Origin of the sequence: Serratia sp. JSRIV001 (genome assembly GCF_019968745.1) — a bacterium.
Lineage (GTDB): Bacteria > Pseudomonadota > Gammaproteobacteria > Enterobacterales > Enterobacteriaceae > Chania > Chania fonticola_B.
On the sequence record NZ_CP074147.1, the window covers coordinates 3,800,835 to 3,817,265 of the forward strand.

Annotated in this window: 15 protein-coding genes; all 15 read right to left on the reverse strand. The window is 39.6% G+C overall.

What is annotated here, in order from left to right; genetic code table 11:
- Window positions 1–12: 12 nt before the first annotated feature.
- A complete protein-coding gene (locus KGP17_RS17655; RefSeq protein ID WP_223498069.1) occupies window positions 13–558 on the reverse strand; it encodes a hypothetical protein in 546 nt (181 codons plus the stop codon).
- Window positions 551–733 carry a hypothetical protein gene (locus KGP17_RS17660; RefSeq protein ID WP_223498070.1) on the reverse strand — a complete coding sequence of 61 codons (183 nt, stop codon included), beginning with the start codon at window positions 731–733 and terminating at the stop codon, window positions 551–553. The genes KGP17_RS17655 and KGP17_RS17660 overlap by 8 nt, the downstream gene beginning before the upstream one ends.
- Before the next feature lie 7 nt (window positions 734–740).
- Window positions 741–1,055 carry a hypothetical protein gene (locus tag KGP17_RS17665; protein WP_223498071.1) on the reverse strand — a complete coding sequence of 105 codons (315 nt, stop codon included), beginning with the start codon at window positions 1,053–1,055 and terminating at the stop codon, window positions 741–743.
- A 30-nt stretch (window positions 1,056–1,085) separates the two neighbouring features.
- The gene (locus KGP17_RS17670; protein WP_223498072.1) at window positions 1,086–1,403 is read right to left on the reverse strand and encodes a hypothetical protein; all 318 of its coding nucleotides are present in this window, start codon (window positions 1,401–1,403) and stop codon (window positions 1,086–1,088) included.
- 41 nt (window positions 1,404–1,444) lie between these two features.
- On the reverse strand, window positions 1,445–5,500 hold the full coding sequence (locus KGP17_RS17675) for a hypothetical protein (RefSeq protein WP_223498073.1): 4,056 nt from the start codon (window positions 5,498–5,500) through the stop codon (window positions 1,445–1,447).
- Window position 5,501: 1 nt separating this feature from the next.
- Window positions 5,502–5,900: a hypothetical protein gene (locus tag KGP17_RS17680; RefSeq protein ID WP_223498074.1), complete on the reverse strand. Its 399-nt coding sequence runs from the start codon at window positions 5,898–5,900 to the stop codon at window positions 5,502–5,504.
- Complete coding sequence (locus tag KGP17_RS17685) at window positions 5,897–6,544, reverse strand: hypothetical protein (RefSeq protein ID WP_223498075.1); 648 nt, start codon at window positions 6,542–6,544, stop codon at window positions 5,897–5,899. Before KGP17_RS17685 ends, KGP17_RS17680 begins: the two co-directional genes overlap by 4 nt.
- Window positions 6,541–7,101: a hypothetical protein gene (locus KGP17_RS17690; protein WP_223498076.1), complete on the reverse strand. Its 561-nt coding sequence runs from the start codon at window positions 7,099–7,101 to the stop codon at window positions 6,541–6,543. Before KGP17_RS17690 ends, KGP17_RS17685 begins: the two co-directional genes overlap by 4 nt.
- 76 nt (window positions 7,102–7,177) lie before the next feature.
- Window positions 7,178–7,555: a hypothetical protein gene (locus KGP17_RS17695; protein ID WP_223498077.1), complete on the reverse strand. Its 378-nt coding sequence runs from the start codon at window positions 7,553–7,555 to the stop codon at window positions 7,178–7,180.
- An 85-nt stretch (window positions 7,556–7,640) separates the two neighbouring features.
- Window positions 7,641–9,959: an SHOCT domain-containing protein gene (locus KGP17_RS17700; protein WP_223498078.1), complete on the reverse strand. Its 2,319-nt coding sequence runs from the start codon at window positions 9,957–9,959 to the stop codon at window positions 7,641–7,643.
- Window positions 9,946–10,296: a hypothetical protein gene (locus KGP17_RS17705; RefSeq protein WP_223498079.1), complete on the reverse strand. Its 351-nt coding sequence runs from the start codon at window positions 10,294–10,296 to the stop codon at window positions 9,946–9,948. The genes KGP17_RS17700 and KGP17_RS17705 overlap by 14 nt, the downstream gene beginning before the upstream one ends.
- A 68-nt stretch (window positions 10,297–10,364) precedes the next feature.
- Entirely contained in the window at window positions 10,365–10,673 is a 309-nt protein-coding gene (locus KGP17_RS17710; RefSeq protein WP_223498080.1) for a phage tail assembly chaperone family protein, TAC, read from the reverse strand.
- 73 nt (window positions 10,674–10,746) lie between these two features.
- Window positions 10,747–11,217, reverse strand: coding sequence for a hypothetical protein (locus tag KGP17_RS17715; RefSeq protein WP_223498081.1), 471 nt, complete (start codon window positions 11,215–11,217; stop codon window positions 10,747–10,749).
- A 50-nt stretch (window positions 11,218–11,267) separates the two neighbouring features.
- Window positions 11,268–12,728: a tail fiber domain-containing protein gene (locus KGP17_RS17720; protein ID WP_223498082.1), complete on the reverse strand. Its 1,461-nt coding sequence runs from the start codon at window positions 12,726–12,728 to the stop codon at window positions 11,268–11,270.
- A gap of 53 nt (window positions 12,729–12,781) precedes the next feature.
- The gene (locus KGP17_RS17725) at window positions 12,782–16,429 is read right to left on the reverse strand and encodes a pyocin knob domain-containing protein (protein WP_223498083.1); all 3,648 of its coding nucleotides are present in this window, start codon (window positions 16,427–16,429) and stop codon (window positions 12,782–12,784) included.
- Window positions 16,430–16,431 lie beyond the last annotated feature (2 nt).

The following is a 16,431-nucleotide window of genomic DNA, read 5'->3' on the forward strand; positions in this document are numbered from 1 at the left end:
CTTTTCTTTTATTTATCTATAGCTAGCCCTCACAGCATTTCTAACTTGTGATTCAACGCGTTCACACATAGAACTCCATGAGCCTAATGTTTTCTTTCTTGAGCCATTGCGTTTAAAGATTGCTATCAGTCGCTTGTTCTTTTTCGCTGTGGTTTTAATCAGGATCGTTCGTTGCTGTCCTTTATGCTTTTGACTGACTGCTTTCAGATTGCGCATTGCCTTTAAGCCAGGAATGTTTCCGTATGCGTTAGTGAACTTGTCAGAGGTAGGGACAAACTTTTTGATAGGGCTTTCATCGTCGATTAAATGACTAACGTAATTAGCCTGAACATCTTTGATATAAATGCGATTTGTTGTAACGAATTTGCCGATTTTGAATTGAAAGCCTACAGCGTTCTTAGTGAACGCCACAGGTTTATCAATGTTTCTGTTAATGTGTTTTTGAAGTTCAACAGATGCTAATTTAGACGCTTTCGTTACACGCTTTGAGAAGCTATCAGATTCTTTAATCTTCCATTTCTCAAGATCACGTTTAGCTTTATTGCGGTCATTAGACACCTGTTCCTCCTAGTAGCAGAATTATTTTTAGTGCTTCATTAGGCAGCAAAGGTGGCAGCACAAACCCCATTGCAGCAGCTAAAGGTATGATGATAAGGTTGTAAACAACTGCGAAAGCAATTGCATATTTGATTATCTCTAACGGCTTCAGCTTTATTACTGGAAATTTAAACATAATTACCTCAATTACTATTTACTCCATTGCCAACGTTAACTTGCTGAGTAGTCGATTGATTCTTTTCGGCTAGCGTAACTAATCGGGTGATTTGATTAGATTGATTATTCAACGTTTCAAAGAATTTATCTAACTTAGTGTCAATTGAATTCATCTTTTTGTCTAAGTCGTCAATTCGCTTTTCAAGATTGTTTTTATCAGATTCAAGCCTCGTGATTCTATTTTCTAATGCAACCTGTTTGTCAGTAATGGAAGATTGAAATTTGTATAACCCGTATATCAACGCGAACACGCTTCCGATTATACCTATAGCGATCTCCATAGGTTCTCCTAATGGGGCTTTCGCCCCTTATTAATATTTGAAAATTTCTTTCTCATCTGGAACATAGTTGATACTGAAATCAGGAACTGTATATTCACCTTCAGGAATAGGACTCCATTGAACGTTTGGAACTCTTAGTTCAATGTTAGTTGGTCCTTTCACTTTGAAATATCCACCGGCTGACTTCATCCCATCAATATAAACTTCAGGAGCGAAAAAGTTTTGTGTTGAGCCGTTGACGTATTGAACGCCCGCGACGTCGATTTTAATATGTCCTGCACCACCCTGAAACGCGATGATTTTAGGATTATTAGTTGTTACTGTAAGACCTTTAACGATATGAATCATATTTACCTCTTTTGTTGTAACCATCCTTGGTTAATTAATCCTTAGCCCAAACTAAAGTTAGTTTGATATGGTGCCGCTGTTAAATTTATGATAAAGCGCGTAGAATGGCCTGCGCTTTGATCAAGTTCACCAGCGGCTAGTTGCCAGAAACAACCTTGACCCGCATTAACAACTTCATTGATACGAACGATTGATTGTGTTCGTCCTAAGCCTGTTCCACCACGATTCATAGAAATCATTTCTTCAGATGCAGGTATATAACCACCGCTACCAGTGTTAAATCTGACGCCTCCATATCCGTGATTCCCGCTTCTGCTGCTATGACGATATACAGTGATTGTTCCGTAAATTCTCATTGCTGAGTAAGGATTACCAGCGTAACGAACATAGTTAACAGCTCCTGTGTTGACTCCTGTCCAATCGAATGTTGAACCGTCCATGACAGAACCTTCAATCTGGTTAACTCTCAGTTTCCCTCTGATATCACAGTTTTCATTAATAACGCAGCTATTGAACGTACCGTTATTGAATACACCTGAATTGGCATTAACAGTGCCGTTGAAAACACCATTATTTGCATACACATCACCTTTGAAATATCCTGATTCAGCTTCGATGTGTCCTTTTACTTGAACTTGCTTGAAGTATGCTGTGCCGTTTTTATTAATCATCCAACCTTGAGTACCGCCGGAGTTGTACCAGTTATCAGAACCAATCTCTTGAGAAATCTTGGCTGTATTAATAGAACCGTTTGCAATCTTCGCGTTATCAATAGAAGCATTTGCAATCTTCGCGTTACCGATTGAAGCGTCTTTGATCATCGCGTTATCCATATAGACAGTCTTTGTAGGAGCATCGACATAGAAAACAGGCTTAACCTTTGTCATATCCTTATCAGCAGGCACGATCATGAACTTATTAACAGCAAAAATAGCAGCAGATTCTTTTACAGGACCATCACTTGCAAGCAGTTTGAATCCTGCATAAACACCGTTAGCGTCAACAGTCATAGAGTTAGAAGCGTTAACTTGACCAGTCAGTTTATCAACACTAGCTTTCGCCTCGTTGCTTACTGTTGCGATCTTGCCGTCTAACTTCGCTTCAACCTGTGTTAATGCTTGAGATTGAGCTTTGTTGTTATCAACTACGACTTTATCCAGACGGGAAATAGAAGCTGTGTTGCTTCCTACGTTAGCTTCAATCTTACTGAAACGTGATGCGTTAGCGGTGTTTTGCTTTGCTACAGATTCATCTAAAGTTTTAATGCTAGAGTTGGATTTATTTATACCATCTGTGTATTCAGCTTTTTGTTCTGCGAATTTTTGAGTAGTAGCAGATTCGAAATCACTTTGTGATTTACTGATCTCGGTTAAGCTTGCTTCAGTCGAGACTTTTAAATCACCGACTTGCTTAGTGAATTTTGCATCTTGTTCAGTAATTTTTTGATTCAACGCTTTTTCAGAATTAGCAACCTTCGTGTCTGTTCGCTTTTCACTTGCTGAAACTTGACCATTAGTGAATTCTTTCATTTTCGTTTCCGAAAGAACGATAGAATCAGCAGCATATTTTTCAGCGTCTTTCTTTGCTTTATCAGCAACAGAATCAGCATGTTCATTAGCTTTGCCAAGTGTTTCATTAAGCTGTTCAGACAGATCAATCAAGTCTTCGATGTTCTTGATATCTTCAGGACTAAACGGAATTTCATATTTGATATCAAGATATGTCGGTTGACCTAAAATCATTCCATCAGTTCCGAACACGTCATAAGCGCCTGCTCTGACATACCAACCACCTTCACCCAATTCAAAATTCAACATGCTTCCGGTTGCTTCGTGATAACTAACTTCTTTAGTAAAATTGCTATCTCTTGCAACTTGAATTTGAACTTGATTAAAATCAGGCTCAATGCTTGAAGTCCAAGAAGTAAACGCCATGCCACCGTTCAGTTTAATACCTGCTTGAGCATTGAAACCTGTTAACGCTGGATGTTGATTATTCTTAACAGTCATTTTCACTTCAGGAGATTTCTGCCCACCGTAGCCGATAGTCGTAATACCGATAGTTACTTGTCTGCTTAGACCGTGTGATACGTTCTGTTCCCAAGTGTAAGTAAAGTTAGTATCAGCAGTTTTATAAACGACTGTCTTTTTACCCGTTACTTTGATTTCGTAATACTTGAACAGGTCTTTGAAGGTCTGCTCTGTACCGTTCACTTGCAGTTTCTGAGCGCTCAGGTCGTCCCAGGCGAATCGAAATTCAGTTGCTTTAGTGGTCGTTGCGTTCTCCATCGCGTTCACTAGGGTCAATCCTGTGACGCCTGGGAGCGTATAGCTTGTTGCTGGGTTCTGATTGACTAACGTAGCCCACTCAGATCTTGCAGCTATACCGGTTGCGCATACTCTGAAATCGTATTTGGCAACGTTCAGCCCGTAGATCTCGAAGTATTTTTGACTAGTGAAGCCTGCGTTCACCCACTCGCTTGCTCCTGATACCTTGTACTGAAGTCTGAAGCCGTATCTGTTGAAGTCGTCAGCAGCAGTCCAAGTTAGAACGATGTTCTGTCCGTATGCAGTTGTGCCGGTAGCTTGAACTTTGAAGTTTTCAGGAACAGCAAGAATCGTTGCATCAGGGATATCAGATCCGTTGAAATTAGGATCTTTAGCGATATCAACTTGAGAGTAAACTTTATCGTTATATTCGATAGCGTCGATCTGGATTTGTCCTGCTACAGAACCGGCCATTGAACGATGAACACGCACAACACGCCATAAGCTATTGGACAATTTCAATTCACTGTTAGTAACCTTGATAACATCCCAAACTTTAACGCCGTATGCATCAGCAGTATTAAAACTGATTGATTGCTGCAAGATTGATTTGTTACGTTCAACAGAAGCGAGTTTATCAAGTTGCGCTTTGCTTTTGATAAATCTGTAATCAACATCTTTGGTGATAATACGTTTGTCTTTATTAATCTGCTCATCGTTCTTGATTTCACTAGGATATCTGTAAACGATATCAGAGTAATCAGCATCAGGTTGTCTGATAGTACAGTTCAGTGTGTTGTAATAACCGTTTGATTCACCATCTTTCAGAGTGATCATCCCTTGAAGAATGTTATCTTCATCAAAGCTATATTGAACAACGTCAGGAGCATCAACACCTAATGTTAGTTTACCGAAGCTTTCATAAACCATCCCACCGAACGAGCCGCAAAGACTTGTAATATTGTTTTTGAATGCAGCATTAGGGTCCATTGAACCGTTTGAATAGAAGCTATTATCAGAAGCGAACTTTGCACCAACTTTGAACGAATCAACATCAATGTAATTAGGTTCAATTCCTAATCCATAATGACTGTTCATCATATAATCAAGCAACTGAGAAGGACCGTTCGTGCTAGCTTTAATGGTGTTATCAAGCAAATCTCTTATTCTTAATCCGGTCAGTTCAACACCGATTTGAGCATTCGGGTTAAAGATATCAACACCATTTTGTAAGCCGTCATTTGTTTTTCTGATAACAACGCAGCCCATAGCAACGTTTTTACCAACGTTGTTAATCGACCATCCGTTTTCATCCTGTCCTAAATACTTCGAAGCAAGTTCTAAATGATGACCGTTTGCACCACCTGTGCTGAATTCAATTTCAAGATAACCTCTGTATTTCGGATCAATGTTAGCAGCATCAACAATTCCGCTTTTAAGTGTTGTTACTTCTTCTCTTAAAATGCGCTTGTTGTCGAGATACATATTATGGAAACCTTCGATCTCACCTTCAGCGATAGCGAAAATAGTAACCAGTTTCGTATCATCGTTCTTTGCAATGTTTTTCCAAACAGCAATAGTACCAACGCGCTCACGACCATAGATAACAGGCAGAACTGTTTTAGGATCTGTTACTGTTCCTATTGTCGCTCCTGTGTCCTGCGATTGCATCTTGGGTACAGATTGCTGCATTGCCATATAACCCATAATGCCTGTTACCGCTGCTACAGCTAGCCCAATACCGATTGCTACTGCTAATGTTGTTACTGCCGCAGCAGCTGCCGCAGCAGAAGCACCCGCGATAATAGCGGCTACAGCTATCATTGCCATGTTATTCTCCTATTCTATAAATTAAATCCGGTTTCAAGCTTTCGAGGGGAATCATTAGATAAACTCCGTCGTGTTCAGCAATCGCTTGATTGTTAAAGACGATTGAAACAGAATAATGTTTGGTTGATTTGGTTATTAAGATGTCACCGTTTTTAATATCAGTAACTTTCATAGCGTGTTTATCTAAAATGAATTTTGGACTTTTCAGACCAATTTCTTTAGCTAGCTTTAGACCGGATTGAATATCTGTGTATTTCTGATAGAGCTGTTCTTTGTAATCAGTATCAAGAAATGAATCGAGGTAATCAGCAAGAATAATATTGCAGTCGTTAACTCCGAATTCGTGCTCTGTGAAAAGATACTGATTAAGAATTCTTGAAATTTTTGCTTGTTTAATCATTTCGCAGATTTCCATATTGCTTCGCTGTTCCATTTTCCGATTCTGCTGAAAACGGTATCGTTCGCGTTGCCTGGATAGCTTCTGTGAATACCATCAGAACAGTGATTTCTTGCTTTCTTCTCTAAGACTTCCCACAGAGTATTAATCGTTGTCTGAGATTCGTTAGTTGATTCATTGTCTTTGTATTCGATATTGATATTCACTGAATCCACAGTGCCTGTGAATACTGGATAAGTTAAAGCAACTTCACCTGTATTCGGATTCATGAAAGCAATTCTGACTGTCACCGAAGCGCGGGAGAACTTTTTAGCTCTGATCATTTCGATGTATTCAGGACGAACGTTGCTGATATTAACGTTCATTGCTTTATTGTTAATTTCCTTTTCTTCTGCTGCGCTTGTCAGATCAAGAAAATCACCAGACGCAAGATAGGTCTTTGAGTCGTAATCAACATCGTGAAAGCCATCGGTTAAATTAACTTCACCACCACCTGATAACTGAATGTCAACCAAGTTAAACAGGAACCCAGCAGACATTAATTGTTGTTCAGTCAGAGAAGCAACTTTTGTTCCGTTGAAATCGTTATATGCAGAAATGAAATCAGGATTAGTACAAAGTTTTTTAAGTTCGTCTTTAATGCTCATACGTTCTCCGTAGCTGTGAAATCAAGTTTCCCAACAGAACTGATCGGAATATCGTATGAATCGTTTGTTAGAATAAAACTTGCTGTAATGTTATTGAAGTTAACGGCTTCACCTGCATTCACTTCTTGATACAGTGAAGGGAAGATCTTCATAGTCCCGTTTGCTTGAACGTCTTCAGTCACTTGATAGATCTTTGCGTGATTCTTAAATCTAATATAAGTGCCTGCTTCAAGAGTTCCGCTGAATTGACCAAGCTTAACGAGTCTTGAGCCTTTATTTGATTTTGCGCTAACAGTAACGTTGATAGCGTTGCCTTTATATTCAGAGAAATAACCTAAAGGCATTTCAAAAGGTTGTCCGAACTTATGCAGAGCGATGAATTTTTTAACTTGAGGAAGATGCTCTTTCATCCATGTTGCAGTGAATTTAACAGTAAAGAACTGCGGGCCAGCCATTCTTTTAGTAACTCGTCCGCTTAAAGCTTTTGTTTGGAAGAAAGGAGCGTTGTCAGTAATAGTTACACTACTGACTTTTACGTTTTTGTTATCTAAGAACACGAAATGTCTCCTTGTTGAGTTTATCTTTATTTAGCTCAACAAGGAGAATAGGAATTGAAAGGAAGTTCTGAGGGGATTAAATTTTCTTGCAGTTGCTTATTGAATATTCATAGTTGCTTTGTGAAATATCGGTAACGATAACAAGCGGGGTGTTATCCGTGTTTCGATATGATCTCACTGCTCTAACAAAATTATTCTTTCCAATCGAATAGTCATGATTTTTAATTGTTTCTCTATCAATCTTGGTCAATGTTGGACTTTTGATGGCAATTTCATTTACTGTCAATTTAAAAGAATCACGATTATCATTTAACAGCGATTTTGTCGTGATGATTGAACCGGGTGATGATTCATATATAGCATCACATTGATAATCTGTTGATTTAAAATACACATGCACCGAGAAAGAAAGTGCCAGAAGGCCGACAGCAATTAAAGTAAGATACTTTTTCATTTTGATTCTCCAATTTGTTATAAACTTATTTAGCATTCTAACATTGGAGGTTGAGGACACAAGAAAAGGGGCTTTCGCCCCTTGGTTACATTTTTCTCCTATTTCCATCATTCACGATAGAGGTAATAGTTTGCTGTTGTTTCTTCAAAACATTCATCAACTGGCGTTCGTCTAGTGTTGTTTTAATATTGCTGATTGATGCATCAATATTTTGAGCAGGCTGATTTGATCCAGATTTTGAATCTCCTAAGAAATCTTTCAGATCTTGGTTCAAACGCTTGTCAACAACACGTTCACCACCTTCTAGCAGATACGTTCCTGTGTTGGGAACATCGTCTATCCCGTCGTGGAACTGACCCTGAACGCTTTTCATCTGCATCACTTGTCCTATAGCACTAGCGTAGCTGGTCGCAGCCATAGCGATCCCAATCGGCCCAGGATACATAGCCATTGCTTTAGTCGCGGCTTCGTTAGCGTTGATCAAGCCTTGTGCGACAGATAACCCTTTACTCACAGCGAACGCAGCTTTAGCAGCTTTAGACTGTTCGCCACCCATAAGAGAAGCAACAGCACCGATACCGTCAGCCATATTTGTATACGTCTGCAAGCGCTCTTTGGCTTCCATCATTGATATCTGTCTAGACTTGCTAGAGTACATTTCATCAAGACGTTGCTTGTTTTGTAGGAACGTTTCGTAATCGATAGCACCCGCTTCGTACATGGATTTTTGAGCTTCAAGCCATTGCGTTGCTTGCTGATCTAACTGAGCCTGTGCAAGAGCCATTCTATCTTCAACAGTGTCGCTATCCATGTCGGTTGCCATTTGACTGTTCATCAAGTCTGAGTTCATACCTTTGATAGCATCAAGACGGGCTTTATGTTCAATTTCGATATTTTCAAGCTGTTGATTATAGGTTTGTTGATCAATCATGTTTTTCTGACGTTTAGCATTTAAATCTGCTAATTGCTGATCGTATACGGCATTTGTACCGTTAACCATTTCAGAAAGTGTTTTAGGATCTGCTCCTAATAGCAACAATGCGAAATCATTACCAGCTTTTGATATCAACTGTTTGCGTTTTTCGGTGTATTGCTCTTGAGTAATATATTGACCGTCGAGAAGATTTTTTAGACTATTCAAAGCTGCTTGATTTTGCTGTGAACCAGATGCAACTTGACCTGCACCACCTGAATAAAGCATAGAGTTAATGCTAGCAAGCTTTTCAAAAGCAGCTTTTCGGTCAGCAAGCATTTTGTCATTAACTCTCTTTTGTTCAGCAGCCGCTTTTAGAGCGTCGGCGTTCTTTTTGTCGTCGAGTTTTTTCTGTTCTTCTGCTTGTGCTTTGTTGATTTTAGCAAGTTCTCTACTGCGTTCTTGATCTTCTTTACTAAGTTGTTGGTTTAAGTCGTAAAGATCCTTAGCTCTAGCTTTTATAAAATCAATGCGCTTTTGTTCTTCAATAGAGAATTTATTACCTTTCGAATCCTCGTACTGTCCATCCATTTGTCTCAGAACTTTAGCAAATCCAGTATCACCACCGTAATAGAAGTGTTTCAGAGTATCCATGAAATCAGTTGTCGTCCAATCTTTGTTAAACATATCCCAAAGACTATTTAATTCACCGATCAACGGGCTAATAACCTGAACTTTGAAACCGTCAACTGTTTCACCTAACTGTTTCATGTTCTTTTCGAATTCTTGATACTCTTGCGCAGTTTCGTTAGTAACTCTTGCGTGTTGACCTTGAACAGCAGACAGTGCTTCGGTTGTGTTTTTATATTGTTCAAGCGTCGAGATCATTGCGCTCGAATCCGAGGCTACTGATTCCATCATGTTCACTATTTCAGCTTGGGAACGTCCTGCCTTTTTCATTTCATAGAAAACGTCAATAACAGTTTTAATACCACGTTCTGCATCACCTGCATATTTTGTTAGGTTTTTTAAATCATAACCGTATTCTTGCAAATCATCGGCAATACCACCTTTACCGTTTCTGATAGCGTCACCGATATGATCCATTGCATCTTTGTTAATATCGCCGAACTTCTCAATTTCTAATCCGGTTGCACGAAATTCTGATTGAAGTTTTTGAAGCGATTCAACAGAAACACCTGTAGCAGTTGAAATCTGATTAAGTTTACCGACGTAATCGATAGTGTCGCTTAATGTCTTAAAAGCTAATGCTGCCCCAGCACCCGCAATGCCTAAAGCGGCTAGTCCAGGCGTCATGGATGTTAACGCATTTAATGCACCTGTTGCCCTTTGAGCACCACCAGAAACACCACCGAAGAACCCACCTGTGTGGGCACTTAGTTCATCAAGTCTCTCCATTGATTGGGAAACTGTTCTATTAAACTTGGAGTTATCTCCAAGTATCTCTAATTCATACTTAGATTTCGCCATATTTTTCTCTTAGTTGAGCCTCCATCTTTTTGCGAACAGTTTCTTTAACTTTCTTATCTTGATAGCTTGCAAGAATAGATTCCATTTTGCGTTTGTCGTCGTCAATGTCTTTAGCTCGCTGTTGTTCTTTTGATAGAAATACAAATTCATCTGTTCCGTGTTTAATCATCGTGAAGTTTTTAAGTTTCATTTTCTTCATTGTTTTTTCTGTCATGTTAGGACTTGTTACATAAGCGGTCCACTGGCTTTGGGCTTGAACAACGTCTTTATAAAGCGGACCCTGCGGCTCTAAAAACGTATCAAAGATATACAGCTCCCAGTATTCAATAACAGACATTTCCTCAATCTCTTTCGAGGAAAGACCTTTTCTCATCATTTGCTGAAATCTGAATCGTTTAGCCCAATTTACTTTAGCTGTTTTTCCAATTCACGAGGTTCAATGAAGATAGCCATATCAGCCGATGCCTGTGCAAGCTCCATTTGAACGTTAGTATAAAGCGCTTTCACTTCATCAACAGAATCAAAGATCTGATTTCCTGATTCGTCTACAATGCAATTTTTAATCATAATAGCATCGCGTTCTTTTTTATTAGGGTTGCTCATGTGCTCTTGAAACTCTGAAACAGTCATAGGGCGAGCGTAGAATTTAAATTCTTTGATGCTAATTTCTTTGCGCTTAGGAGCTAAAGCAGCAAACATAGATTCTTTGTTCATTTTATATCCTCTTAGTTGATAAAGTTATTTATGCCAAAAAGGGAGCACGAGGCTCCCTTGGTTTTGATTATGATTACGCTTTAGGAATAACAATGCCTTCAGCAACTGGGCCACCATCAACAGCAAAGGTGAAAGTGCGCTGAATAACGTCTGATTCGCCACCTGTAATACCAGCAGAAGCTAGGAACACGTTATAAACTTGAGCAACGCCTTCAGTTTTAGCAGCATCGAACCAACGAACGATTTTCAACTGGAAGCGCTTACCGTCTTCACAAAGTTTAACCAACTGATCATGAACAGAACCCGGAATAAAGTTAACAGGCATGTCGATATCAGGAACGTTTGCACGACCTACAAGCTTGCGGTTATATTTGTGAGAATAGTTAGCAGCAACGATAACGTCACGTTCTAAACCAGATTCAGGGAATCCACCAACTTCAGGAATTTCTACAAAATCAGTTCCGTCGATTGAAGTGTTATCAGTTTTTTCAGAAAAAAATGCACTGACGTAAGAGCCAGCAAAAATATCATATGGTGCAGCCATTTTAAGTCCTCTTGGATTATTAGAAATGAGTCTCGCAGGAGACTCTATTGTTATTTAGTTAAAGATTTAATCTCTGATTTAAGTTCTTGAACTTCTTTATTTAGCTCTTTAACGGCATTCACCAAAAGACTAGTAACAGCGCTGTAATCAAGACCAATATAGTCTTCAACACCAATTTCGCTAACTGCTTCAGGCAATACTTTTTGAACGTCCTGTGCAATTAAACCGACTGATTTCTTAACTTGCGCTTTATCGTATGCATTATGAAGGTCATACGAATATGCAGTTAGCTTATTAATTTTATTCAACGCAGAAGGAATAACTTTCAAGTTTTCTTTTAGACGTTTATCGGAAACGTTTTGGTGGGCTGCTGCGTAAGAAACTCCGTTGCAAGAGTAATCACCGTTGTTTCTGAATTCAAACCAACCATTGGAATTTGCGCCGCCTACGTGAATTGCTCTGAAGTGTCTTTCTCCAACACGTTCAACAAAGTAATCTTCAGAAGTTAAATCAGTATCACCGATAAACATTCTTAGTCCGTTAACCTGACGATTCCAACGACCGTTAGGATCATTGTTATCTTGATAAGCGTTAACACCTGCTAATTGCATCCAACCTTTGTTATAAAATTTTGATTTGTCTCTTGCTTCTTGATTTTCTCCAGTTCCACCTTTCCATGTACCGACCTCCAACTCACCGGATGGAATTCTTAGATACTTATCCGACGACCAGTTAATTGAATTGTTACCTCGTGACATTAAACCGATTGAACCATTTTGATCGCACCATACAGCGCCTCTCTGAGCACCTGCATTACCTGCGTCGTAGAAGCCTATGTTCGCCCATTCTGCGTTACCACCGTCTTGAGGACGAATCACAATAGGACGTTTAACGCTAATGCCTGCATTAACATTCAAAACGTTATTAACGTTAAGAGTTCCTGTTACAGTCGTGTTCTCAGATGAAATGTCGATAGATTTAGCGCCAGAAGCAATGATTCGTGATGTGTAATCGGCTGTGCTGTTATTATGATGAAAATCAATATAAGGAGTTGCCCCGTAAAGTTCTAATGCACCTCTGATAGTTGCAGATCCAACAGATTCAAATGTTCCGTTTGCTTTAATACTCTTAGCGTTAACTGTTGCTCCGTTAACTTGAACGTCACCGTCAACGGTTAATTTTCCTTTAATTCCAGCACCACCAGAAGCAGTGAAGGTATTAAATGATGCGTTACCGGTGATTACTTGAGTTCCAGTTTCTACGCGATTTGCAACTAAAGTTCCTGTAGTTTCTAGCGATCCTGATTTTACTTTTCCTGTCCAAGTGTTATCACCTGCGATAGTTGCGCCTGAACCATGACCTACTGAAATAATTGTTGTTCCGACTTTGGTGTATAGCTTTTTATCAGTTAAGTTTACTGCTAATTGTCCTTCTTTGATTTGTGCAGCCGTCGGTTGACGACCTGCAACAGTTGTTCTAAACAACTGCATTTGAGGTTTGATGTTCGCCATTTTATATCCTATTTGATGTTGCCAGAGATGGGGCTTTCGCCCCTTTTCTCTATTTAGAAAGTTCCCTCATCGTATGTGTCGTTTATAGCAACAGCGCTAATAGCAGCAGCAGTTGGTTTATTCAGTTCGGAATAAACTGCTCCTTCTTTACCGCCTGCCCTAATAATAAGATTCAGAGCGCGAATAACGGTTGATGATGCTTCATCGCCAAGATAGAATCTGTTATCAGTTCCGACTTCAACAGCGTTAATAACTTTATCAGTTCTTTGAGCTGTGATTTTCGAACCCTTAGCGATATGCACAATACCGTTAAAGTTAGACTGAGCTTGAGTAATAACACCTTGTTCAAGTTCTAACTGACCATTTCTATTCAAAAATGCAGCACGTTTTTGATTCGATTCTCCGTTTCCTTTCGATTCGAATAGCCAACCGCCTGTACCTGTTCCGTAATGATTTGTTAAGTGCATCGCTCCTGATACGTTAGCAGGCAATGCAGCAGAGCTAGAAACGTTCCACTGAATATGCGCACCGCCTGAACCTGGATTACCACCGCCTGTTGCTTTCAACGAGTTTTGAGAAGTGATAACACCTACTGACGTAATCGAGCCTTTAACTGTTAAGTTGCCTGCTAGCACTGGATTATTACTAGTTAAGTAACGAGAATCGGATTCAGATTTAGTATAAGAACCGCCATCAGCTAATTCACTTGGTTTCGGTGGTTGAAGCGTTGTATAAACATCTGCCGGAGAAACGTATACGATACCTGCGGGTTCAGTTGTAACAGGTGGTGCATTATCAGCTAACCAAGCACCACCATTATTATGCAACAATGTGATGTTTGTTGTATTTGCTTGATAATACGTTGGCGTTTTCATCCACAGCTCAATAGTTTTTCCATTACGAACCAAACCAAAACGAGCTGATCCTGAAGTTATATCACCAATTTCTTGAATCCCAATACGTGTATGACTTAACCAAGTAGCAATATTAGCATTGGTTGGAGTCTGTGTTCCTAAATTCCTTGTGCTGAAGTTAATGGTTTCAACAGGGCGACGAGTTCTTCCATAATCTGTAGCACCATAAATTTGAAACATAACGTTTGTATTGCCTGTTGTGGTTTCAGGTAATGTTGCAAGTTTATACCAATCTGCTTGAGCACCTGAACTTGGAGCTGCTGTTGATACTTTAGTTAACTGAGGAAGATTATCAACACGCCATAAATAACGATTTTTCAAAGTCGTATTAATATTACCAACGTGAATCACCTCTAAGTCAGAAGTTGGAGCTATACCAGAATCAACTGGTCCATTGCCAGCACGAAAGACAAATCGACCTTGTGGGTTAATACCATAAAGTTGACGACCAAACTTAGACCCTTCCTTAACAGTAAATGCCCAACCACCAACATTAGAATGACCAACTGTATACTCATCACCATTAACGTTAGTTTTATCAGTTGAAATATATTGTGAAGCATTCGAGAACTTTAAAATTCCTGACATAGTATCGCCAGTTTTACCAACATATTGAGCGTCAATGTCTGATGTGCTCTGGAAATATCTCCACGGAGTCCATGATACAACACCAGATGAAGTATTCATGATTCTACGTGCTACTCTACATATCGGTGAAGTATTTGGACCTTCATGAGAAATATATTCTTGAAGAACTCGTCCGTTATTTGCATGGTCACCAGTAGTAACGTTCAAGATACCGTATCCATAAATTCCAGTGAATCCATTGTCACCTGCTGGGGCATTAGCACCTCGGTTGCCACCCATATTAACAGTGTATGAGCCTTGAGTAACTAAAGTATTCCAGTCATGGCTTGTAACAGAACCAATACCACTGAACCCAAAAGCTTTAACCCATTCGGCATTAATAGCCTCTTTACCTGTAGCACCGCCTGAAATGCCTGCCGTTAAGTTCAATGAACCAAAAGTAAATGCACCAGTAGTTGAATCGCCAGAGTATTTTAATTGACGTGTATCTAATACGTTTCCTAAACCAACATCTGTTTTAGTAGGTTTATTCCCAGTGTGATAGAAAGTATATTGTGATGAACCAACTACGACAGTAGGATTAGTTGAACTCCATATCTGTGTTGGAATCATCTTATCGCCTAAAGTGACTTTGTTTGATGCATCAATCTGTGCTATCAATCTGCGTCCTGAATCAGCCGGAGACGTTCTAGCCCATATCCCTTTAGCATTTCCTAATTCAATGCCACCATCTGTGATAGTTAACAAACCTGTCATTGTATCGCCAGCTTTCTTGACGTATTTGTTATCATTGTAATTTTCATTACGAACGATGTCCCAAGCCATCCAAACGCCTGAGTTACGAATTCTGAATGCAATACCGTTGCTTGTATCTGCGCCAGTACGATGAGGATAATAAACTTGAACAAGTCTGTTCTCGTTGTACTGATCAGCTCCTGCTTGATACACCGTTAGAATCCCATGAGTATAAAGCCCCGGAGCATTAGCACCTGTGTTTCCGTGAATCTTATAGATACCGACTTGGGTCAGATTGTTCCAATCGTTATTAGTAACTGCTGTATCTTGACGAATAAACGATTTATTTTTCCATGTGTCATAGCGCATTGCATCATCATTATCTGTTCCTTGAGAAGCGATTTTGACAGCTTGAGCAACAACAGACGGAGCAATCAATTTACCAGAAGGTTCAAATTTAAATTCACCATCTTGAGACAAGTCACCGTTCGGTCTAAGATAAATTGGACTCTTGTTAGCGCTAATAACCATAGCTCTATTACCATCAGCACCATTAACTCTGAATAGACCATCATTCAATTGTAATGAAGCTTGCGCAGTTCCCGGAGTAACAATCTTTAGATCGCCTGTCATTGTATCGCCAGCTTTAGCCACTGCATTAATATCAGCAGGAGTAGGACGAGTTAGATCGGTATAGACTTTCGCCCATTTTGATTTACTAATGCCAGTGCCGCTTTTCTGAATATTTCTTACATGAAGTTCTGGTGTTCCTTCAACAGTGCCTAAAATCTGCCATGCTTTGGTTTCGTTCGGTTGCGAGTGAATCAGCGTTGTATCAGCTTTAATCGGATTATCACTGTTAGAACCCATCATAGTGCGCCATGAGTTACCGATAAAAGATGATGTATCTTTTGGACCTGGGAAATCTTCAGTACCGGCACCAACACCGAAATCGCCTTGTCTCAGAACTTCACCAGTTTGAGATACACCTTCAGCGATAATTCCGCTTGCTGGAGCAATGTCAAAAGCGATCTGTGAAACAGAGCTTGAATCACCAGTGCTTTTAAATCCTGAAACGTAAGCATCATAGATCTGATAAGAAGCAGTTTGCTGACCTGTTGGATTATCACCTGAATCGATAATATAAAGATTCTGGAATCTGACAAGTTTTCTATCACGCGCAGCTTGTTTTAATGCTTCTTGCGTTGCATCACCGGGGACTTCATTCACTACTAATTGACTGCTATTAAGAGTCATATCACCGTTCAGTTTACTTGTAAAATCATTGTCATAATTATCAATTGACTGAATGCTGGATTTTCGTGTTAATGCTGGAAATTGAGCAAGTTCGGTAACTGTGCTGAATCCCGGATCAAAGATTGAAGCTGTATCTGAATCGGTATTAAAGCTGAATCTTACATCAACTAAAGAACCGATAACCAGATTGTTATTTTTTTCTGCCATTT